General features: G+C 69.5%; 16 protein-coding genes. 8 read left to right on the top strand and 8 right to left on the bottom strand.

What is annotated here, in order from left to right; all coding sequences use genetic code 11:
- Positions 1-371: 371 nt before the first annotated feature.
- Both ABT130_RS27920 and ABT130_RS27915 read left to right on the top strand, forming a co-directional pair.
- On the top strand, positions 372-1487 hold the full coding sequence (locus ABT130_RS27920) for a globin domain-containing protein (RefSeq protein WP_350960106.1): 1116 nt from the start codon (positions 372-374) through the stop codon (positions 1485-1487).
- 356 nt (positions 1488-1843) lie between these two features.
- Positions 1844-2173, top strand: a complete 330-nt coding sequence (locus ABT130_RS27915) for a ubiquitin family protein (RefSeq protein ID WP_350928996.1) — start codon at positions 1844-1846, stop codon at positions 2171-2173.
- Between the two features lie 73 nt (positions 2174-2246).
- Here the strand turns inward: ABT130_RS27915 and thyX are convergent, their stop codons facing one another.
- The 3 genes from thyX to ABT130_RS27900 all read right to left on the bottom strand — a co-directional run bounded on the left by thyX (position 2247) and on the right by ABT130_RS27900 (position 6798).
- Positions 2247-2939: an FAD-dependent thymidylate synthase gene (gene thyX / locus ABT130_RS27910; RefSeq protein ID WP_350928994.1), complete on the bottom strand. Its 693-nt coding sequence runs from the start codon at positions 2937-2939 to the stop codon at positions 2247-2249.
- Positions 2940-3065: 126 nt separating this feature from the next.
- The gene (locus tag ABT130_RS27905) at positions 3066-4385 is read right to left on the bottom strand and encodes an amidohydrolase (protein ID WP_350960103.1); all 1320 of its coding nucleotides are present in this window, start codon (positions 4383-4385) and stop codon (positions 3066-3068) included.
- A gap of 271 nt (positions 4386-4656) precedes the next feature.
- Positions 4657-6798: an anthranilate synthase component I gene (locus ABT130_RS27900; RefSeq protein WP_350960101.1), complete on the bottom strand. Its 2142-nt coding sequence runs from the start codon at positions 6796-6798 to the stop codon at positions 4657-4659.
- Between the two features lie 327 nt (positions 6799-7125).
- Here ABT130_RS27900 and ABT130_RS27895 point away from each other — a divergent pair, with 327 nt between their 5' ends.
- Positions 7126-8748: a CocE/NonD family hydrolase gene (locus ABT130_RS27895; RefSeq protein WP_350960099.1), complete on the top strand. Its 1623-nt coding sequence runs from the start codon at positions 7126-7128 to the stop codon at positions 8746-8748.
- Positions 8749-8893: 145 nt separating this feature from the next.
- Complete coding sequence (locus ABT130_RS27890; RefSeq protein WP_350960096.1) at positions 8894-9943, top strand: helix-turn-helix transcriptional regulator; 1050 nt, start codon at positions 8894-8896, stop codon at positions 9941-9943.
- Between the two features lie 16 nt (positions 9944-9959).
- On the opposite strand, the gene ABT130_RS27885 is transcribed toward ABT130_RS27890, so the two are convergent.
- A complete protein-coding gene (locus tag ABT130_RS27885; protein ID WP_350928984.1) occupies positions 9960-10874 on the bottom strand; it encodes an SDR family oxidoreductase in 915 nt (304 codons plus the stop codon).
- Positions 10875-11019: 145 nt separating this feature from the next.
- On the bottom strand, positions 11020-12051 hold the full coding sequence (locus ABT130_RS27880) for a LacI family DNA-binding transcriptional regulator (RefSeq protein ID WP_350960092.1): 1032 nt from the start codon (positions 12049-12051) through the stop codon (positions 11020-11022).
- Between the two features lie 446 nt (positions 12052-12497).
- Between ABT130_RS27880 and ABT130_RS27875 the strand changes: the two genes are divergently transcribed.
- The 4 genes from ABT130_RS27875 to mctP all read left to right on the top strand — a co-directional run bounded on the left by ABT130_RS27875 (position 12498) and on the right by mctP (position 15649).
- Positions 12498-13052 (top strand): VOC family protein, encoded by a 555-nt coding sequence (locus ABT130_RS27875; protein ID WP_350928980.1) that lies wholly within the window; start codon positions 12498-12500, stop codon positions 13050-13052.
- Positions 13052-13693 carry a carboxymuconolactone decarboxylase family protein gene (locus ABT130_RS27870; RefSeq protein WP_350928978.1) on the top strand — a complete coding sequence of 214 codons (642 nt, stop codon included), beginning with the start codon at positions 13052-13054 and terminating at the stop codon, positions 13691-13693. The genes ABT130_RS27875 and ABT130_RS27870 overlap by 1 nt, the downstream gene beginning before the upstream one ends.
- 134 nt (positions 13694-13827) lie before the next feature.
- A complete protein-coding gene (locus ABT130_RS27865; protein ID WP_350928976.1) occupies positions 13828-14037 on the top strand; it encodes a DUF3311 domain-containing protein in 210 nt (69 codons plus the stop codon).
- 4 nt (positions 14038-14041) lie between these two features.
- Complete coding sequence (gene mctP, locus ABT130_RS27860; protein ID WP_350960089.1) at positions 14042-15649, top strand: monocarboxylate uptake permease MctP; 1608 nt, start codon at positions 14042-14044, stop codon at positions 15647-15649.
- 56 nt (positions 15650-15705) lie between these two features.
- On the opposite strand, the gene ABT130_RS27855 is transcribed toward mctP, so the two are convergent.
- The 3 genes from ABT130_RS27855 to ABT130_RS27845 form a co-directional block, all read right to left on the bottom strand.
- Positions 15706-19026 (bottom strand): PQQ-dependent sugar dehydrogenase, encoded by a 3321-nt coding sequence (locus ABT130_RS27855; RefSeq protein WP_350960086.1) that lies wholly within the window; start codon positions 19024-19026, stop codon positions 15706-15708.
- 118 nt (positions 19027-19144) lie between these two features.
- Positions 19145-20323, bottom strand: a complete 1179-nt coding sequence (locus ABT130_RS27850) for a sugar phosphate isomerase/epimerase family protein (protein ID WP_350928970.1) — start codon at positions 20321-20323, stop codon at positions 19145-19147.
- Between the two features lie 621 nt (positions 20324-20944).
- Complete coding sequence (locus tag ABT130_RS27845) at positions 20945-21295, bottom strand: DUF6285 domain-containing protein (RefSeq protein WP_350960083.1); 351 nt, start codon at positions 21293-21295, stop codon at positions 20945-20947.
- Between the last annotated feature and the right edge of the window lie 134 nt (positions 21296-21429).

The raw sequence follows: 21429 nt of genomic DNA, 5'->3' as shown, positions 1-21429 counted from the left end.
GGAGGCGTCGAGGTGTCGGTGTCGCCCGGCCGCCACGGCGGAGAGGATCACACCTCCGGCGACCCGAAACTCCGGAATGACGGAAAATCTCTCGAACGGCGGGCCCACCACTCAGAACGAACGTGATTATTATTCGCTTACTTTCCTCGCATCATATTGTTCGGTCACACAAAATAACGCTCTAATTACGGATAGTTAGACTTCCCACCGTATTGTCGAGAAACGGTTGTGACGCCTACCTGGTGATGGAAGACTTAAATTTCGAGTGATCAGGTGAGCCGGGGCTACCGGTCGCTCGTCACCCGGAGCCGTCAGGGAGGTGGATCTGCGTGATCGGACTTTGAGCCGATCAATTAGGGTGGGTTCGTTAAATGTCTTTGAATCCGCGTCTCGTCAAGGAAAGCTTCGCCGTCGTCGAACCTGTCGCGGACAAGGCCGCGGCATACTTCTACGGACGTCTGTTCGCCGAGAGCCCGCACCTGCGGACGATGTTCCCTCCGGCGATGGACGTACAGCGCGACCGCCTGTTCGGCGCGCTGACCAGAATCGTCTGGAGCCTGGACAGTCCCGACAGCCTGGCCTCGTTCCTGAGTCAACTCGGCCGCGACCACCGGAAGTACGGCGTGCTCGCCGAGCACTACACCGCGATCGGCAACGCGCTCCTGGCCACGGTCAGGCGCTTCGCCGCCGAGATCTGGACCCCCGAGATAGAGGCGGCATGGACCGCCGCCTACACCGCCGCCGCCAATCTCATGATCGAATCGGCCAAGTCCGACGCGGGGGGGTCCCCCGCCTGGTGGCTGGCCGAGGTGATCGACCACGAACTCCGCACCCCGGACATCGCGGTGATCACCTTACGGCTCGACCAGGACCTGCCCTACCTGCCCGGCCAGTACGTCAGCGTGCAGACCGCACGCTGGCCACGCGTCTGGCGCACGTTCTCCATCGCGAACGCACCCCGGGACGACAACACGATCCGCCTGCACGTCCGCGCGGTCTCCGGCGGCTGGGTCTCCACCACGCTGGTCCAGCGCACCCGGATCGGAGACAACCTGATGCTGGGGCCCCCGATCGGCACCATGGTTCCCACCGACTCCGGACGCGACATCCTGTGCGTGGCCGGCGGCACCGGCCTGGCACCGATCAAGGCCATCCTGGAGCATGTGATCGGCTCCGGTCGCCGCCCCAACATCCACCTGCTCCACGGCGCCCGCACCGCCGGGGAACTCTACGACCTGACCGACCTGCTCCGGATGGCGTCGGCCTTCCCGTGGCTGCGGGTGCTCCCCGTGGTCTCCGGACAACCGGGGTACGACGGCATGCGGGGCCAGGTGGCCGAGGTGATGGAGCGGTTCCACTCCTGGTCCGACCACGAGGCCTACGTCTGCGGCCCGACCGCCATGGTCAACGAGACGGTCCACCGGCTCCAGCGGGGCGGGATGCCCCTGGCCCACATCCACCGGGACATCGCGCAGGGCGAGCCTTGACCGACAATCAGGATTAATCCCCCAAAGTGATCACGCAAATTCCACAGAGCCCGGCGGGACACGGTATGGCATGGCAGCATGAGGCCCAATCCGAAAGGAGATGGTCATGCACGACTGCCCCCCTCACAGCCCGTGCCCCCCTCTCGACCGCCACCCCCGTTCCCCGCACGTCCCCGCCAGAGCCGTCCATCCGCACGAATCCGCCCCCGGTCCCCTCCACCGGCGGCGGACCCTCCGGTGGGCCCTCCACGGCCAGGGCCACGCCCGCCTCCGGCATGCGGCCACCCCCGGCCGCGGCACCCGCCCCTCGGGCGCACCGGCCATGCCCGCCCCGCACCACACGGCGCTCTGAACCGATGGCCAGACCCGTCACGCTGGTGACCTTCATGCTTCCCGCCCCCCTGCGGCACTGGGCCGGCGAGAGCACCGAGGTCCGCGTCTTCGCCGTCGCCGACCATGAGGACGGCGACCCCACGCTGGGTTCCGCCCTCGACACGCTCCGCCGTACGCACCCGTCCCTGGAGCAGCGGCTCCGCGACGACTACGGGAGCATCCGCCGCCACATCAGCATGTTCGTCTGCGGCGAGAACGCCCGGCATCTCGGCGGCCTCGACTGCACGCTGCCCCCGGGGGCCGAGATCCTCGTCCTGCCCACCCTCTCGCGCCGCCAGGAGACCACGAGCTGACCCGCCCGCGTCCCGGACCACGGTCCATGCGAGACCTCAGAGAGCGGGCCGAAGACCCGGCGGGCGGCAGGACCTAGGGCGCGACCCTGCCGCCGGCCACGAAGGCCTCGTGCGTGAGGGGCATCAGCGCCGCCCAGGCGGCCTCCATCTTCTCCGCCACCATCTCGATCTCACGCTGCGGGAACGAGGGCACCTTGGCCTGCTCGTTCTTGGTGCGCAGGGAGAGGAAGTGCATGAGCGAACGGGCATTGCAGGTGGCGTACATCGAGGAGAACAGCCCGACGGGCAGCACCGCCCTGGCCACCTCGCGGGCGATGCCGGCCTCCAGCATCTCCTGGTAGGCGGCGTAGGACTGCCGGTAGGACGCCTCCATCACCTCGGTAACGACCTTGTGCTGCTCGGCGCTGCCCTCGACGAAGACGTACTTACCCGGCCGGCCTTCCTGAACCAGCTTCCGCTCCATCCCCGGAACATAGAAATTGGGCTGAAGCTCACGATAACGCCCGCTTTCCTCGTTATACGACCATCCAACCCTATGGCGGTGAAATTCACGGAAGACGAAGATCGGCGCGCTGACCAGGAAGGTCATCGAGTTGTGCTCGAAGGGGCTGCCGTGCCGGTCGCGCATCAGGAAGTTGATCAGCCCCTTGGACCGCGCGGGATCCTTGCCGACCTCCTCCAAGGACTGTTCCCCCGCGGTCGAGACCCGCGCCGCCCAGAGCACGTCGGAGTCGGAGGCGCTGTGCTTGACCAACTCCACGGTCACGTCGTCAAGAAAACGTGCCTCTGCCTCATCGCCCGTCAACTGAATCCCCCTCATCGCCTCGCCGGTCGCGCATATCGTAAACCGTAACGGCGTGGGGAGCCCCGCCGCCCCGAAGACGGGCACCGCTCACAGCCGGTAGATCCGGCGGGCGTTGCCTGAGCCGATCATCTGGGCCACCCGGACGGCGTCCGAGGCGCTCCACTCGCCGTCCGCCAGTCGCGCGGCGAGCGCCCCGGCCAGTCCTCGCCGGTAGTGCAGGGCTCCAAGGTGGCAGGTCTCCGCCACGCCGTGGCCGCCGGAGCCGAACAACTGCTTGTGGAACGGTGCCAGTTCGAGCAGTTCCGCCATGACCGCGGCCGAGCCCGTGGCGCTGCGGGTCAGTGCCGCGCCCACGTCGACGTAGACATGCGGGAGCACACCGGCGAGGTAGGCCGCCCGGCGGTGGAACGGGTGACAGTGCAACAGGACGACGGGCACACCCACCGGCTGCACGGCCATGATGAAGCCGGTCATCGGTGCCGGACCCGTACCGTACCGGCCGGGGACCGCGCGGCCTTCGACGGCGTCGGGAGTCCCGAAAGCGCCGGCATCCACGCGACCGCCGTGAACCGCAGGACCGCCGCGACCGGCATGGGCCCCCTGGCGCGCGCCGCCGTAGTGGGGGTGACCGGTGTGGAACTGCAGCGGCCGCCCGTACTCCCTGGCCACGTCGACGGCCGTCCAGAGCAGGTGGCGCAGGAGCACCTGATCGATGAGCCGCTCACCCGGGCAGGCCAGCCGCCGGGTGGCCGCCGCGATCACCGCTCCCCGGCTCGGCCTGGCCGGGTCGAGATGGAGCCCGGATCTGTGGGCCGTGACCGACTTCAGCGCGACGGCGCGGACGGCCCGCGCGGCGAGGCTCTGGGCGAGGGCCGAGATGTAGGAGACCCCCGAGACCGCGGTCCTGGCCACCTCCTCCTCGGCCCACTCGATGTGGACGACCCGCGCGGTGCCGGCGCCACCCGCCCGGCCCATCTCGGCCGGTGGCAGCACCTCGGGCCTGCCGAGGTCATCGTCGAGATCACCGTCGAGATCACTGTCCAGGCCGTCGAAGCGGTCGAATCCGTCGAACAGGAAGGTGGCTATCCCCGCGGCGCCCAGCAGTCGCCGGTTCACCTCGGTGGCGCCCAACTCCGCCCTGCGGGCCAGGTACACGGCCGGCGGCACGTGCGGGGCGAGACCGAGGACGGGCGCGCACCAGCGACGGACCGCGGTGCCGACGGGGGTGTCGAAGTGGGTGGTGCCGGGGGGCGCCGGAGTTCCCGCGTCGCTGAGCAGCGTCTCGAACCGGGCCCTGGTCAGGTCATCACGGCGCACGCCGTGACAGTTCTGGTCGACCAGCGGCGCCAGCAGCGCCTCCCGTACGGCGTCGGGCAGCTCGACGGGCAGCACACCGTCCGACCTCATGCCCGCTCCTCCCCCGGTCGCGGGGGCGGCGGCCAGGTCCGGCCGTCACCCCTGCGGTCCCTACGACGGGGAGAACTCTCTGACTCCTCCGCTTCCCGATGGGAGCGGCTCCTCGCCTCCCTCGGCCGAGGTGGGCGACGGCCAGGCTCTGGCCGTTTCGAACCCGAGAACCGTAGCGGAGAAGCGATTCACCTGCCGGGTGAACCCGGCGATCCCCTCGCTGAACATGATGGTCACCCGAGGTGAGGGCCGGGTTCGAAATACCGCTTCTTTACCCGGACGTGCGGCAGAGCCGGAGAACGTTGGCGATGATCTTCGCTCCCGCGCCTCCCTCCGCGGTGAGGATCGACTCGGGGTGGAACTGTACGGCGAAGCGGCGCCGCTGCACGTCCTCGATCGCCATCACCGCGCCGTCGGGGGTGAGCGCGGTAGCGGTGAAACCGGCGACACCCGGCTGCTTGACGTGGACCGAGTGGTAGCGCGCGGCGGTGAACTCCTCGGGGAGCCCGTCGAGCAGGGCGCTGTCGCCCAGCCGCCGGACCCGGCCACGCTTGCCGTGCTCGGGGTAGGACAGCAACTCCAGCGTGCCGCCCGCCTGCTCCACCATGCCCTGCAGTCCGAGGCAGACGCCGAACACCGGCAGGTCGCGCTCGTAGAGGGCGTCGATCAGGGCGGGGAGCCCGAAGTCGGAGGGCCAGCCGGGGCCCGGCGACAGCACCACCAGGGACGGCGCGATCTCGTCGATCATCGTGACGGGGAAGCCGTGCCGGAGCGTGACGACCTCGGCGCCCTGCTGGCGGAAGTAGTCGGCGAGGGTGTTGACGAAGGAGTCCTCGCAGTCGACGAGCAGGATCTTCATCCCGCTTCCCGGCGGCGCCGCGGCCACCTGGGGCTCGGCCTGCTCCTGCGGGGTCACGCCGACCGCCGCCAGAGCGCCCAGCAGGGCGCTGGCCTTGAGCTCGGTCTCCCGCTCCTCGGAGGCGGGGTCGGAGTCGAACAGCAGCGTGGCCCCGGCTCTGACGGTGGCGACCCCGCCGCGGATCTGCGCGGTGCGCAGGGTCAGGCCGGTGTTCATCGAGCCGTCGAAGCCGATGTAGCCGACCGCTCCGCCGTACCAGCGGCGGGTGGTGGCCTCGTGGTCCTCGATGAACTGCATGGCCCAGGTCTTGGGGGCACCGGTGACGGTGACGGCCCACATGTGGGTGAGGAAGGCGTCGAGCGCGTCGAACTCCGGCCGCAGCCGGCCCTCGATGTGGTCGACGGTGTGGATCAGCCTGGAGTACATCTCGATCTGGCGCCGCCCGATGACCTGGACCGTCCCCGGCACACAGATGCGCGACTTGTCGTTGCGGTCCACGTCCGTGCACATGGTCAGCTCCGACTCCTCCTTGACGCTGGACAGGAGGGTGCGGATCGCGTCGGCGTCCTCGACCGGGTTGCTGCCCCTGGCGATGGTGCCGGAGATGGGGCAGGTCTCGACACGGTCGCCGCTGACCCGGACGTACATCTCCGGGGAGGCGCCGACCAGGTGCTCGCCCTCACCGAGGTTGAACAGGAACTCGTACGGTGCCGGATTGACCTGGCGCAGTTCCCGGTAGAAGGCCGCCGGGTCGGCGCAGGGCGCGTGGAAGACCTGACCGGGAACGACCTCGAACAGGTCGCCCCGGACGAACTTCTCCTTGGCCGCGGCCACCACCTGGGCGTAGGAGCCCTTCTCGGGGTCGGCCGGGAGCTCGGACGGCGCGGGGGGCAGCGGTACGACCTCCCCCTCGCGGGCCAGCCCGTGGGTGGAGAGGCCGTCCACCGTGAACTCGTAGCGGAACTCCTTGCTGGTCTCCCGCTTGCGGTCGATCACCATCACCCGGTCGGGCAGGTGCAGCACGAGGTCGCGCTGGTCGGCGCCCCGCGGCAGGACCTGCCTGATCGGCTCGAACTGGAAGGCCAGGTCGTAGCCGAAGGAGCCGTACAGGCCCAGGTGCTCGTCCTCGCCCTTGAACACGGCGATGACCTCGCGGATCGCGGTGAAGACCGTGGGACGGCGGCTGCGCATCTCCTCGGGGAGGATGTCCTCGGACTCCGCCACGTGCACCTCGACGAAATCGCCTGTCGGCTCCTCGACGGGCTTGCCCGCCGCCAGCAGGCAGGACACGACGGCGGGCAGCACCACCCTGCCGCGGGCGTTCAGCGCGCGGGCGGAGATCCTGCGTCCCCTGGCCACGATCTCCAGGCAGGGATCGACGTAGGCGAGGTGCCATCGGCTGTAGCGGCCGGGATACTCCATCCCGGAGGAGAGCACTCCACCACGGCGCTCGCCGAGCGTCGTGACGACGTCCTCAAGCACCGTCTCCGGCACGTCGGACGCGGTGACCTCGATCCCCACGCCGCCGGCGGTGGTATATCGGCTCGTCTCCACTGCGTTATCGCCCCTTTGATTTCCCTGATGCCCAGAGGGAGCGGACGCAGAGAAGGCCGCCTCCCTGGGCGGCCGTCTGTCTGCTCGCGAATGCGAAACCTGCGCCGCCTAGAAGCGGCGCCACCACCGAAGGGCAACCGGGTATCGCATGTCGCCACAGTACCGGCGACGACCGTGATCATGCAACGTGGCCACGCGACGGCCTCGCCCCCGGGCCTCGAACCGGGGCCGAGCACGAGGATGGCGAGCCTCACAGCGATACACCCTGGCCGTCAGAGCCATGTTCTGTTACCAGTTAGTAGGTATGGAGCGGCGTGAGGAGAGCACATGTCGACGATCACATGGCCGCGGCCGGCCGTGCATCGGGTCGCGATCCAGCGCGACCTGCCGGTACCGATGCCCGACGGGGTCACGCTGCTGGCCGACCGCTACGTTCCGACCTGCGCCGTACGGCCGCCTACGATCCTGATCCGCTCGCCGTACGGAAGGCGCGGCGTGTTCGGGCTGGCCTTCGGCCGCGGCTTCGCGCGGCGCGGATTCCAGGTCGTGATCCAGAGCTGCCGGGGCGGGTTCGGCTCCGGTGGCCTGCTCGACCCGCTCGGCGACGAGCACGACGACGGCCTGGCCACGCTGTCCTGGCTGCGCGGCCAGACCTGGTACGGCGGGAACCTGGCCATGCACGGCCCCTCCTACCTGGGCTACGCCCAGTGGGCGATCGCCCCTTTCGCCGGGCCCGACCTCAAGGCCATGGCCACCTCGGTGACCGCCTCCCAGTTCCGGGACGCCGCCTACGTGGGCGGGGCGTTCGCCCTGGAGTCGTCGCTGATGTGGACCACGCTGACCGCCGCCATCGACGGCCCTCTCGGTGGGGCGGGCGCGCTGCTCGCCCCGCGCAGGACGCGGCGCGCGGCCCTGTCGGGGCGCCCGCTCGGGGAGTTGGACAGGCTGTCCACGGGCAGGGGCATGCCGTTCTTTCAGGATCTGCTGGCCCACCACGCCGAGCCCGCGGCCTACTGGGGCAGGCGTGACTTCTCCGCCTCGGTGGGCGAGGTGGAGGCCGCGGTCACCATGGCCGGCGGCTGGTACGACGTCTTCCTGCCGTGGCAGATCAAGGACTACGCGGCGATGCGGGCCGCGGGGCGGCGCCCGTACCTGACGATCGGCCCCTGGTATCACGCGGACGTGCGGCACAGCCGGGTGGCCAACGCCGAGGCGCTCGCCTGGTTTCGGGCGCACCTGCTCGGCGACCCTTCGGGGCTGCGCGAGCAACCGGTCCGGCTGTACGTGACGGGCGCGAACGAGTGGCGCGACTACCCCGACTGGCCGGTTCCCCGGATGCGGGAGCAGCGCTGGCACCTGCGGCCCGGCTTCGCCCTCTCCCCCGGCGGCTCCGGCGGCTCCGGCGACGCCGAACCCGGCCGTTTCCGCTACGACCCCGCGCACCCGACGCCCGCGCAGGGCGGCCCGGTCCTGCTCGGCAACTCCGAGCCGCGCGACAACCGCAGGCTGGAGGGCCGGCGCGACGTGCTCGTCTACACCGGCCCCGAGCTACGGCGGGACACCGAGATGATCGGCCCGGTCTCCGCCGAACTGTACGTCCGCACCGGCAGCGAGCACTGCGACGTGGTGGTCCGGGTCTGCGACGTGCATCCGGACGGTGCCTCCTACAACGTGTGCGAGGGCGTGCGCCGCCTGGTTCCCGGCGCTCCGGTCGCCGGGGATGACGGGATCCGCCGGGTCGGGGTGGACCTGTGGCCGATCGCCCACAGGTTCCGCCGCGGCCACCGGATCCGCCTGCACGTCGCCGGCGGCGCCTATCCCCGGATCGCCCGCAACCTCGGCACCGGCGAGCCCCTGGGCACGGGCAGCGCGATGGTCACGAACGACTACGAGATCTTCCACGACCCGGCCCACCCGTCCGCGGTCGTGCTCCCCCTCGTCCCGGACTGACCTCGCCCGGCCTCACATCACCCGCCGTCGCGGGCGTGCCGCGGCCAGGCTGGTGACCGCCCGCCTTCAACGGGTTCCGCGACGGGGCCCGGTTCCCTCCGAAAGGCCGGTGAGGATCCCCCGGCCCGCGCACTAGGGTCGGGGGATGCGCGCGGCCAGGTTGATGTCGTTGGTGCTGCTGCTCCAGGCTCGGGGCCGGATGACCGCGATGGAGCTCTCCCGGGAGCTGGAGATCTCCGAGCGGACCGTCCACCGTGACGTGCTCGCCCTGTCGGAGGCCGGCGTGCCGGTCTACGCCGACCGGGGGCGGGGCGGCGGCTACCGGCTGCTGGACGGATACCGCACCCGCCTCACCGGGCTGGACCGCGCCGAGGCCGAGGCGCTGTTCCTGTCGGGCGTGCCCGAGGCGCTGCGGGAGATGGGACTGGGCGAGGTGGCCGCCACGGCGCGGCTGAAGGCCTCGGCCGCGCTCTCCCCCGGCCTGCGGGACGCCCCCGCGACCGCCGCGCAACGCTTCCATCTGGACGCCCCCGGCTGGTTCGCGAGCGAGCGGCCTCCCCCTACCGCACTGGCACCGCTGGCCAGGGCCGTGTGGGGCGACCACCCGGTCACCGCCCGTTACCGGCGCGCCGCCCGTTACCGCCCGGCCGAACAGACCGAACAGACCGAACAGACCGGGCAGACCGGAGGGGCCGGGGCCGCCCGGCGGCGTCTGGAGCCGTACGGGCTGGTGCTGAAGGCGGGAGTCTGGTACCTGGCGACCCGGTCCGCGATCTATCGGGTCGATCGCTTCGACGAGGTCGAGCTCCACCCCGCCCTGCGCTTCGAGCGGGACGGCGCCTTCGACCTGGCCGCGTTCTGGAGCGAGAAGTCGGCACGGTTCGCGAACTCCCTGCTCACCACGGACGTCACCGTGAGGCTCAGCCCCGCCGCCCTTCGCCTGCTCCCCGTCATCGCCGATCGGGCGGCCCTCGACGACGCGCTGGCCTCCGCCGGCGAGCCCGACGGACAGGGGTGGGTCACGCTCCGCCTGCCTGTCGAGTCGCTGGAGGTCGCCTACGGCCAGGTCCTCCGCTTCGGTCCGGAGGCCGAGGTCCTCGACCCGCCCGACCTCCGTACCCGCGTCGCCGGTGCCGCCGCCCGCATGCATGACCTGTACGGCTCCTCGGGCGGCAGCGGCGGGTCAGCCGGGTGACCGCTCCCGGCGCCGGTCAGCGGTAGCCGGTGGCGTCGGCGGGCCTGCCCTTGCTCTCGACCTCCTCGATATAGCGCCAGGCGTCGGGCCTGCTGCCGTCGAGGTCGGTGAAGCCGTACACCTGGGCGAGCCGCCCGCTGGAGGTGGACTGCCCCGACCAGCGCATCCTGTCCTCGTCGGCGGCGAGGGCGACGACCGCGCGCCCGGTGTAGGAGGGCGACTCGGAGATCACGAAGTGCGGCTGCTTCGCCGTGGCGTCCCGCCAGTTCTCCTCGGTGACGCCGAAGTTCTCCAGCATGCTCTCCGAGCGGAGCCAGCCGGGGGTCAGCGAGACCGCGCAGCAGCCGTGCGGGCGCAGCTCGTGCGCCTGGGTGAAGGCCAGGCGGTTCACCGAGAGCTTGGCCAGGTCGTAGAAGGCCGAGAGCCGGTAGTTGGCCAGGTTGTACTCCAGGGTGCCGTCGGTCACCTCGACCACCAGGCCGCCGGGGTTCTCGATCAGCAGCGGCAGGGCGTGATGGCTGGTGATCAGGTGGGTGTCGATCGCCAGCCGGAGGATGCGCAGGCCGTCGTCGAGCGAGTGTTTCCAGACGGGGACGTTCCACTCCGCCAGCGGGTCGGCGCCCCAGATGTCGTTGACGAGGAGATCGAGCCTTCCCCGCTCGCGCCGGATCCGCTCCACCAGGGCGCGCACCCGCTCCGGCTCCAGGTGGTCCACCTCGACCGCGATGCCCTGCCCGCCGGCGCGGGTCACGCGCTCGGCCGTCTCCTCGACGGTCTCCGGCCGGTTCATCTCCGAGCGCCGCCGCCGCGTGCTCCTGCCCGTGCAGTAGACCGTGGCGCCCGCGGCGCCCAGTTCCACCGCGATCCCCCGGCCGGTTCCCCTCGTCGCCCCGGCGACCAGGGCAACCTTTCCTTCCAGCGTCCTGTTCATGGGACGAGCGTGGCGCGAAAACAGGACATCCTCTGTCGTGTTTTCGCCGCCTCGCCGTACGAGATCGTCAGCCGGTGACCAGCACCTCCTCCAGCCTGCCCATGAGGTGCGAGCGCCGGCCCCCGATACCGGTCGACTCTGACCGTCAACGCGGGCCGCGGACGGGGCCGGTGCTGCCGCGCGGGATCAGGGTGGCGGGGCGGTCCTCCACCGAGAGGTCGACCGGTTCTCCGGCGATCAGCGCGAGCAGCTGACGGGCGGCACAGGCTCCGTAGGCGGGGATGTCCCGGGTGAGCGCGGTCAGCGGCGGGCGCACGACCTGTGAGAGCGGGGAGTCGTCCCAGGCGACGATCGACAGGTCGGCCGGAACGTCCAGAACCATCTCCTGCGCCACCGACAACCCGGCCACGGCCATTATGTCGTTGTCGTAGACGATGGCGGTGGGCCGCCGGGGCGAGCTGAGCAGCCGCCTGGTCATCCTGGCCCCCTCCTCGCCGGTGTAATCGGTGTGGACGATCAGATGCTCGACGCGCCCCGGGCCCGCGTCCTGGCACGCCTGAACGAAGGCCTGGTCGCGCAGCGTGGTGTGCACGAGCCTGGGCAGCCCCGCGACCCTGGCGATGCTCCGATGCCCCAGCGCCACCAGATACTCCACGGTCTCCTTGATGGCCAGGCCGTCGTCCGACCAGACCGTGCTCAGCGGACCCGCCTGCGAGGGATGCCCGATCACCACGACCGGCATGTTCAGTGACCGCATCGCCTCCACCCGGGCGTCGTCGAGGTGCAGGTCCACCAGAAAGGCGCCGTCGACGCGCCCCTCCCCCCACCAGCGCCGGTACACCTCGATCTCCTGCGCGTGGTCGGTGACCACCTGCAGCATCAACGCGTAGGACCGGTCCGCGAGCTCGGCCTCGATACCGCTGATCAGCTCCATGAAGAACGGTTCCATGCCCAGGGTGCGGGCCGGGCGGAACAGCGCGAGGCCGATGGTGCGGGCGCGGGCACCGTTGAGGGCGCGCGCCGCGCTGTTGGGCTGCCAGCCGAGCTCCTTGGAGATCGCGAGGATGTTGGCGCGGGTGGCCTCCGAGACCCCTGGCTGCCCGTTGAGCGCGTAGGAGACGGCGCCCTTGGACACGCCGGCACGACGGGCGATGTCAGCGATCGTCGGACGTTTCACAGTTCCCCCTGATGAACCGGTTCTTATTCGGCCAAGGATAGCGGGTCGGCTCACTGGGGAGAGAAAGGGGACGCTCTTGCTTCCACCCCGGCGGGACGAGTCAACCCGCTGCTGCCAGCAGGTTCCATGAACGAACCGGAGCCGGGGGATCAAGGGGCAGCACGCCGGTAACGCGGTGCCGGCACCACCGCCGCCTCACACGTAACCTCCCGGTAACTTGCTCGATTCAGTTCTCGGGCTCCGACATTCAGGATCACTCACGGACAGAGCCGCCTAACCATGAGACAATATCGCCCGCCTTTTAAATTAACCGGTTAATGACAGTTGAAGCCCGTACGGAAAGATCCGGTCGGCGCGCGCTCCCCGGCCCCTCAGGAGTGCGCGCCGTCTGCCCGCCTCCACCCTCCTGTGATAAGTAATGAGTTACTCGAAGAGGCGAGGAGAACATGGCGGACAACAGCGAGTTCGAGCTGCGTGGGATCAACCATCTCGCACTGGTGTGCTCGGACATGAAGCAGACGATCGACTTCTACTCCGGCGTCCTGGGCATGCCCCTGATCAAGACGATCGAGTTGCCGATGGGATGGGGACAGCACTTCTTCTTCGACTGCGGCGGGGGAAACGCACTGGCGTTCTTCTGGTTCCCCGACGCACCCGAGGGGATCCCCGGCGTCTCGGCGCCGAAGAACCTGCCGGACCGGGGCGAGATGCTCTCCGCGGTCGGCTCGATGAACCACATCGCCCTCGATGTCGCCCCGGACAAGATAGAGGAGTACCGCGACAGGCTCATCGCCAAGGGCGTGGACGTCGGGGTGATCCTCAACCACGACGACAGCGAGTTCGGGGTGGCGCCCACCATGGGAGAGGGCGTGTTCGTCAGGTCGATCTACTTCAAGGATCCAGACGGCATCCTGGTGGAGTTCGCCGCCTGGACCAGGGAACTGGGCCTGCCCACCGACGTCCGGCACGAACCGAGAACCGCCGCGGAAAGGACCGTGTGATGCCACGCCTGCGCCAGGTCCCCCGCGCGGAGGCCACGGACCCGCTGACGCTCTTCTTCTACGACCGGCTGTTCGGCCCGGACCGGGACCCGGTGGCCGAACCGGGCACCGCGACCGGCTCCCCCGGCGACTGGTGGACCGTCTTCGCACTGGACCCGGTCATCCTGCGGCACTGCGTGAAGGGCTTCCAGCTGTACCGGGAGAGCAAGATAGACCCGGTGCTGCGCGAGCTCGGCCAGTCGCGGGCCGGCTGGGCCCGGGGCAGCCAGTTCGTCTTCTCACAGCACTGCAAGCAGATGCGGGCGCTGGGGGTGCCCGAGGAGAAGGTCCAGGCGGTCGCGCACTGGCAGGTCAGCCCGCACTTCAACGAGCTGGAGCGGGCCGTGCTGGCCTACACCGACGGCCTGGTGCTCGACGGCGGCCGGGTGCACGACGAGATATTCGCGGTCCTGAAGGCGCACCTGCCGGACGAGCAGATCCTGGAGCTGACCTACATCACCTGCCTTTACGAAATGCACGCGACCATGTCAAGGGCACTCCGCCTGGAGTTCGACGACCGGCCGGAACCCGTCGTCGAAGCGGAGGCCCCCGAGGGGTACGGCGCCCGTGACATCGCCGACGACATCGCCGGGCCCGGCTGACCTACCGTTCGTCGCGCCAACCGTTCCACTCGGCGCTCGATGGCCCGCAAGAAACGTCCAGGTAATTACGCTGCCGGTCAACCGATGGGGATGATCCTGCTCGGGCGTCCCCTCTCCAGCCACAGGAGACCGCGTTGACCACACCGAACGGGGACCGAAGCGATCGCAGCCCGTGGAACTGGCTGCTTATCGTGCCGATCATCCTACCTTTACTTCCATTTCTCTACAATTCCGATGAACCCCGGCTTTTGGGCTTTCCGCTCTTCTACTGGCTCCAGCTCGCCTTCATCGCGGTCGGCGTGACCTGCACCTCGATCGTCTACCAGATGACCAAGCGGCGGTGACCGGATGGACGCACACCTGACCGAGATCATCATCTTCACCGTACTGTTCCTGCTCGTCAGCGGCATGGGGTTCGTGGCGGCGCGCTGGCGCCGCCCGGACAGCCTGGCCAGCCTCGACGAGTGGGGCCTGGGCGGCCGCAGCTTCGGCTCGTGGGTCACCTGGTTCCTGGTCGGCGGCGACCTCTACACCGCCTACACCTTCGTGGCCGTGCCCGCCCTGCTCTGGGGCGCGGGCGCGACGGGCTTCTTCGCGGTGCCCTACACGATCGTGGTCTACCCGATCGTCTTCCTGGTACTGGTCCGCCTCTGGTCGGTCTCGCACGTACACGGCTTCGTGACCCCCGCCGACTTCGTCCGGGCCAGGTTCGGCTCGCCCACGCTGGCGCTGCTGGTCGCGATCACCGGCATCGTCGCGACGATGCCCTACATCGCGCTCCAGCTCGTCGGCATCGAGGCGGTGCTGAAGTCGATGGGCGTGACCGGCCACCTGCCGATCGTCATCGCGTTCGCGATCCTGGCCGCGTACACCTACCAGTCGGGCCTGCGCGCCCCGGCGCTGATCGCGTTCGTCAAGGACACGCTGATCTACATCGTGATCCTGGTCGCGATCATCGCGATCCCCGCCCAGCTGGAGGGTGGCTGGTCGGGGATCTTCGACGCCGCCCAGGCCAAGTTCGACGCCACTCCCGCACCCGGCGACGGCTTCCTGCTCAACGCCAACAACCAGCTGCAGTACGTCACGCTGGCCCTGGGGTCGGCGCTCGCGCTCTTCCTCTACCCGCACAGCATCACCGGCGTGCTCGCTTCCAGGAACCGCGGCGTGATCAAGCGGAACATGTCCGCACTCCCGGCCTACAGCCTGCTGCTCGGCCTGATCGCGCTGCTCGGCTTCATGGCCATCGCGGCCGGGATCAAGCCCATCGGCGCGGACAACAACACGATCGTGCCGCAGCTGTTCGACCGGATGTTCCCCGACTGGTTCACCGGCGTCGCCTACGCCGCGATCGGCATCGGCGCGCTGGTCCCCGCGGCGATCATGTCCATCGCCGCGGCGAACCTGTTCACCCGCAACATCTACAAGGAGTACCTGAAGCCGAACGCCACCGACGCCGACGAGGCCCGGGTTTCCAAGATCACCTCGCTGCTCGTCAAGGTCGGCGCGGTGCTGTGCATCCTGTTCCTGGACACCGGCTTCTCCATCGACCTGCAGCTCATCGGCGGCGTCATCATCCTGCAGACGCTCCCTTCCGTGGCGCTCGGCCTCTACACCCGCTGGTTCCACCGCGGCGGCCTGATCGCCGGATGGGTGGCCGGCATGGGGGCCGGGATGCTCATGCTCTACAACATCGGCAACCCGGTCACCGGCAAGCTGCACTTCGCCGGGTCGGCGTTCCCGCTGGAGAAGCTGGGTCTTGACACCAAGATGACGATCTACGCGGGCATCGTCGCGCTGGCGGTCAACCTGGCCGTCGCCGCACTCGGCACGGTCATCGCGCGTTCCACCAAGATGGCCGAGGGCGATGACGCCACCCTGCCCGACCACTACCTCGCCGACGAGGGCGATCCCAGGATCAAGGACAAGGACAAGGACCTGGACCTCACCGCCCACTGACGTCCCCACGCCGAGCGCGGGGGGAGAGCCGGTCAGGCCCTCCCCCCGCGCCCGCGTCATCCGCCGGCCGGGGCGCGAAGCTGCGCGATCAGCGCCTCCGCGTCTCGGACGAGCACGGCGCGCACCGCGGCGTCGGTCACCTTGCGCGGGTCGCGGGCGTGTTTCCCGAACTGCTCCAGGGACTTGACGGCGTTCTTCGTCTTGCCCTTGTCCGCGTGCTTCCTGGCCTCCTGGAGCTGGTCGTTCAGCGAGCCGCCCGTCACCAGGCCGGCCGCCTTGAAACCGTCGAGGAGCTTCTGAAGGTCGGCGAAGGAGGTCGTGACCTCGAACGCGACGGTCTGTTTCGTGACGTGGCCCGCCTTGTCCTTCGCGGTGACGGTCAGCGTGTTCGCGCCGAGCGCCAGCCGCCACAGGTCGACCGGCCGGCCGGAGGTGACCTGCAGATCACCGATGGCCGCCGTCACGCTCGCCACTCCCGAGGTCGCGTCCGACGCCGAGAAGACGGGGGTGAGGGACGCGGAGTCACCGTGCTTACCGGCCTCCACCCCGCTCACGGACAGGACCGGGGCGGTCTTGTCGATCCGCACCGTGACCTTGCCGACCTGCGAGACGTTGCCCGCGTTGTCGGTCGCCCGGTAGAACACCTCGACGGCACCCTCGGCACTCAGCGTGACCGGGTTGTTGGCGTTCGACCACGTGGTACCGCCGTTGAGCGAGTACTGCCGGCTCGCCACCGTGCCGTTGTCGGTCGCGGTGACCGTCAGCGTGACGTTGCCGGTGTACCAGCCGTTCTCTCCGCCCGGCTGGGCAGGGGCGAGCGTGGCCGACACGGTCGGGGGCGTCTCGTCCCCGACCCCGGCGCCCTGGAAGGTGAACCCGTCGACCTCCACGCCGCCGGTCGAGGTGACGTAGAGCTTCCCGCTGCCGGTCGGGGCACCGGTGAGCGCGGTGTCCACGTTCTGCCAGCCCGCCCCGGCGGGCACGGTCACGGTGGCGAACGGATCCGCCGTCGCCGAGTCCCACCGCAGGGACAGCGTTCCCGCACCGGAGGCGCGGGTCCGCACGCCGGTGATGCCGGCGAAGTTCACCGGGTCGTACGCGATCCAGTCCCCGGCGTCGAACGACGTGATCTTCGCCAGGCCGGACGCGCTCTCGTCCTCCACCCTCGTGACACCGCTGCTCGCGTCCGCGTGCTCGGCCTGCAGTTGCTTGGGGTTGAGGATGAGCGTGGCGTCGCCGAGCGCCCCGGGGATGTCACCGGCGCCGTTGTCCCGGTAGCTCACCACGACGACGCCGAAGATGTTCTCGGTCTCGCCGTGCTCGGGGGCGTCGGCCGGTGTCGGCCACGCGCCTGAGCATCCCGTACCGAGGGTCTCCGGATGCGCGTGCACGTCGTGGCCGAGCCCGAAGGTCCACTGCACCCGGCTGCACACGGGGTTGTCTCCGTCCTCCTTGTCGGAGACCTTGATCTGGAAGGGCACCGCGTCGCCCCAGTCGAAGAAGGCGCCGTTGCCCGGCGTCTGGATGGTCACCTCGGGCGCGGTGTTGCCCACGGTGATCTCGGTCGAGGTGAGCCCGAACCTGCCCTGCGCGTCGGTCACGCGGAGCCGGGCGGCGTACTGCCCGAGCACGGTGTAGGTGTGCGAGACCGTGACGCCGGTGGCGTCGAAGGTCCCGTTGCCGTCGAAGTCCCACTCGTAGCGCAGCGGGCCCGGCTCGGTGTCGGTCGACGACGCCGCGCTGAAGTCGACGGTGAGGGGCGCGGTACTGCTCGACGACGGCTTGGCGACGATCTTCGCCTGCGGGGTCTTGTTCCCCTCTGCGTAGTCGATGCGGTACAGGCCCGCGTCGGGGTTGGCGCGGAAGAAGCCGTCGCCGTAGTCGAGCACGTACAGCGATCCGTCGGGGCCGAACTCGATGTCCATCGGGCTGTCGGTGATCGGCATCGCCGCCGCGGTCAGCGCGCTGTTGGGCAGGAAGTGTTCGAGCTTGGTCACCGGCCCGTCCGGCGCCGTCACGGTGAACGCCGCGAGATAGTCCTGCGAGAACTCGGCGAAGAAGAACTTCTTGTCCCAGTACTCGGGGAACTTCGTCGTCGACGGGTTCGCCGCGTCGTAGTGGTAGACGGGGCCGCCCATCGGCCCCTGCCCGCCCGCCGCCTCGAAGTCGGTGAGCCCGGCCCACTCCGCCGGCTGGTGGGTGTTGTTGTCGCCGTAGTAGAGGTCCGCCGGGGTCGCGGGAGGCAGCGTGTCCAGCCCGGTGTTCCACCGCGAGGTGTTCGCCGGTCCGGCCGCGCAGTCGAACCACGCGCGCGGCGTCGAGGTCGCGAAGTTCCAGTCGTTGTAGTTGAAGTTGTCGCCGGTGCAGTACGGCCAGCCGCTGTTCATCGGCTTGTCGATGGGGGTGACGTTCCACTCGACGTAGCCCAGTGGGCCCCGGGCGGGGTCGGGGGCCCCGGCGTCGGGGCCGTAGTCAGCCCACGACACCGTGCCGGTCACGTCGTCGACGTCCATGCGGAAGGCGTTCCGCACACCCGTCACGAAGATCTCAGGACGGGTCTTGGCCGTTCCCGGCGGGAACAGGTTGCCGGCCGGGACCGTGTAGGAGCCGTCCTCCTGCACGGTGATCCGCAGGATCTTGCCGCGCAGGTCGTTGCTGTTGCCCGCGCCGCGCCGCGCGTCGAGCCCCGGATTCATCCCGGGGGCGTCGTTGTTGGGCGCCATGCCGTTGGCCCCGGGCGTGCCCGCGGGGGTGTTGTCGCCGGTGGCGAGGTAGAGGTTGCCCTCGGCGTCCCAGTCCATGTCGCCCGCGACATGGCAGCACTGCCCGCGCTGCGTCTCGATCTTGATGATGACCTGCTCGGTGGAGAGGTCCAGGGCGTCACCGGTCCATTTGAACCGGGACAGCTGGTTGTAGCCCTTCCACTGGTTCCAGTACGACTCGTCCGCGCCCGCGGGCAGCGAGTTGGGCGCCGACCCGGTGGGGGTCGTCTCCGGGTACGGCGCTGTCATCGTCTTCGGCGCGTAGTAGACGTAGACCCACTTGTTCTGGGCGAAGCCGGGGTCGATCGCGATCGTCTGGAGACCGTCCTCGGAGTTCGCGTAGACGGGGATCGTGTTGATGACCTTGGTGATGCCGGTGTCGCCGTCGGTCAGGCGGATGTCACCGTTGCGGGCGGTGTGCAGGACCCTCCTGTCCGGGAGGACCGCCATGTCGATCGGCTCGCCGACGTTCTTGGTCAGCGTGATCTTCTCGTAGTTCGACCAGTGCGTAGCGGCTTCATGGGCGTGTGCGGGTGCGGGCACGGCGACCAGCACCACCGAGGGGAGCAACAGAGCGGCGAGTGCCCTGCCGACCATCATGCGGGTACGCTTCAATTTCCTGAGCCTCTTCTTCAGGGGGGTGTCAGGACAGGGCGGACCGCCACTCGCGCCGCGGCAACGGCAGCGATCACGTGGCGGTCCGCCGAACCTCTCGGGTTCTTCAAGCGGGGCGTCAGTGGCGCCCGCGGCGCAGGGCGGCCATGTTCTTGTAGCTGAGATCCGCGTACTGCAGCGAGCGGCCCGGCTCCGCCGTTCCTCCGGGTGCGTTGTCCTGCTCGTACATCGGGTTGTGGCGCTTCTCTATGTCCAGCTTGGAGAAGAAGGCGCTGTAGTCGATGTCCCCGGTGCCGAACGGCACCATGTCGTAGCCGTTGGCGGTGGCCTCGTTGGCCTTGCCGTCCTTGGCGTGGAACAGCGGGAAGCGCTTCTCGTTCTGCCGTACCAGCTTCAGGGGGTCGAAGATGTCGGTCTTGGTGGAGCCGTTGCGCGCGGTGTAGGTGTGGTGCTTGAACTGGGCCACGTGCGCCCAGAAGATGTCCATCTCGAGATAGACGTGCCTGCGGCTGGTGATCTTGAGGAAGTACTCCAGCTTCCGGACGCCCGACGAGCGGGTGGGCCGGCCTAGCTCGTCGAGCGGGCCCTCGTCGAGAAGGAAGCCGTACGCCGCGTCGTGGTTGTGCGTGTACAACTTGAGGCCGGCGGCCGAGGCGATCGCGCCGAGGCCGTTCCATTTCTGGGCGGCGACGTCCCAGTCAGCCTTGTAGACGCTGTTGGTCGGGTCGCCGCCGGTGCCCACGTGCTCCATGCCGAGGATGTTGGCGATCTCCAGGGTCCGCTTGAAGCGATCGAGGTCGGCCTCGGTGAGTGGCCAGGAGCCGGGGATGAAGCCGTGGTTGCCCTGTGCCTTGAGCCCGTTGTCGTCGAGCCACCGGCGCAGCAGCCGGGCGCCCTCGACGGTCTCCAGATCGGCCCCGCCCTCGGCGTTCGCGTGCTGGCGGTAGCCCGCGAACTCCACCTGCTTGTAGCCGATCCGGGAGAGCTCCTCGAACACGCGCCGGAAGCCTGCGGGCAGGTTCGTCGCCGGATCGCGGGAGATCACGTCGCGGACGGTGTAGAGGATGATGCCCCGCTTGGCCTCCGGTACCAGCACGTTCTTGTCGCCGTGGCCATGGCCGCGTTCCTGCTCGTCGCCGGGGGACGCGTACGCGGCCGACGCGAGCGGGCCGACCGCCGACATGGCGGCCACCGCGGTGACTCCCGTCGTGGCCGCGAGGAACTGGCGACGGTTCAGCCCGAGCCTGCGGCGCAACGCGCCGGCGACCTCGTCGATCTCTTCTTCGTGTGCGCTCATCTTTTCCTACTTCCGTGTGGGTGGATGGAGTCCCGTGATCCCCGATGCCTCGACCGAGTGACCACCGACCCCTTTCCGCCGCAGGTCCGGCGGCATCGCCCGGCAGGTCATCTCCCCGGGGGGACCTGCCGTGGATGCCGCCGACCGACTCACTTCGCCCTCTCGATGCCGTGCAGAGAACTTGGCGTGGAAGTTACGCGTCTTTTACCCATTTAGGAAGCACTTTTGTCGCGATCCCTTGAACTTTCTGTCGTCCACGACCAAAGTCGCCCTAGCGCACGATCTTGGTCACCAGGCCACGGACGCCCCAACCCCGGGGAGTCTTCCCAGGTAGACCTGGATGTCCGCCCTCCAGGACGGCGAACCGGGCTCCGGTTCGCAGGAACCCGAGCAGGTCGATCCGGCAGGCGCCCACGACCGCTCACATCCACGACATGCGGATCGACCTGCGACGAAGCGTCGCGTAACCCGGTCGGACGAGAGATTTGGTTGAAAGCCTCGCGACTTTCGCCCATAATCGGCAGAAGCATCGGGCGACACGCGGCCGGCGGGCACCTTGCCGACGTGTCGGACCGGGGCACGACCAGACCGAGTTCAGAACCGAGTAGACGAGACGGGCCGTCAGGGGCGGGGCGGGACGTCCGGGGCCGCGGTGTAGCCGGGGTTCGCCACGGCCGGCTTGTCCCGTACGGCCGCCGCCAAGGCGTCGAGAAGATCCGGGCCGTCCAGCCCCTCGCGGATCGCGGCGGCGAGCTCGGCATCCGAGGCGAAGCCGAGCTCGTCGAGGCGCACGCGGTGGGCGGCGTGCTGCGCGGGTCCGAGTTCGAGCTCCCGCTCGATCATGCTCAGCACGTTGACCGCCACCCGGGTGTGGAAACGGACCCGGCCCTCGACGACCGGGAGCACATCGCTCTCCAGAAAGTCACGGACCGCGGCGACGAGCCGAGCCCCGGACGGTATGTCATGGGGCATGCCCTGCGACACCCTCTCTGAGGGCGCGAGGAGCCCCGGCCGTTCGGAACCCTTCCCGGAAAGCACGAAGGCCCCCACCAAAGGTGAGGGCCCTCATGAAAGATTGTCCGGCGGCGACCTACTCTCCCACACCG

The organism is Streptosporangium sp. NPDC001681, assembly GCF_040298085.1.
Classification (GTDB): domain Bacteria; phylum Actinomycetota; class Actinomycetes; order Streptosporangiales; family Streptosporangiaceae; genus Streptosporangium.
Note: the sequence above shows the minus strand (reverse complement) of the source record. Positions and strands in the feature narration are given on the sequence as shown.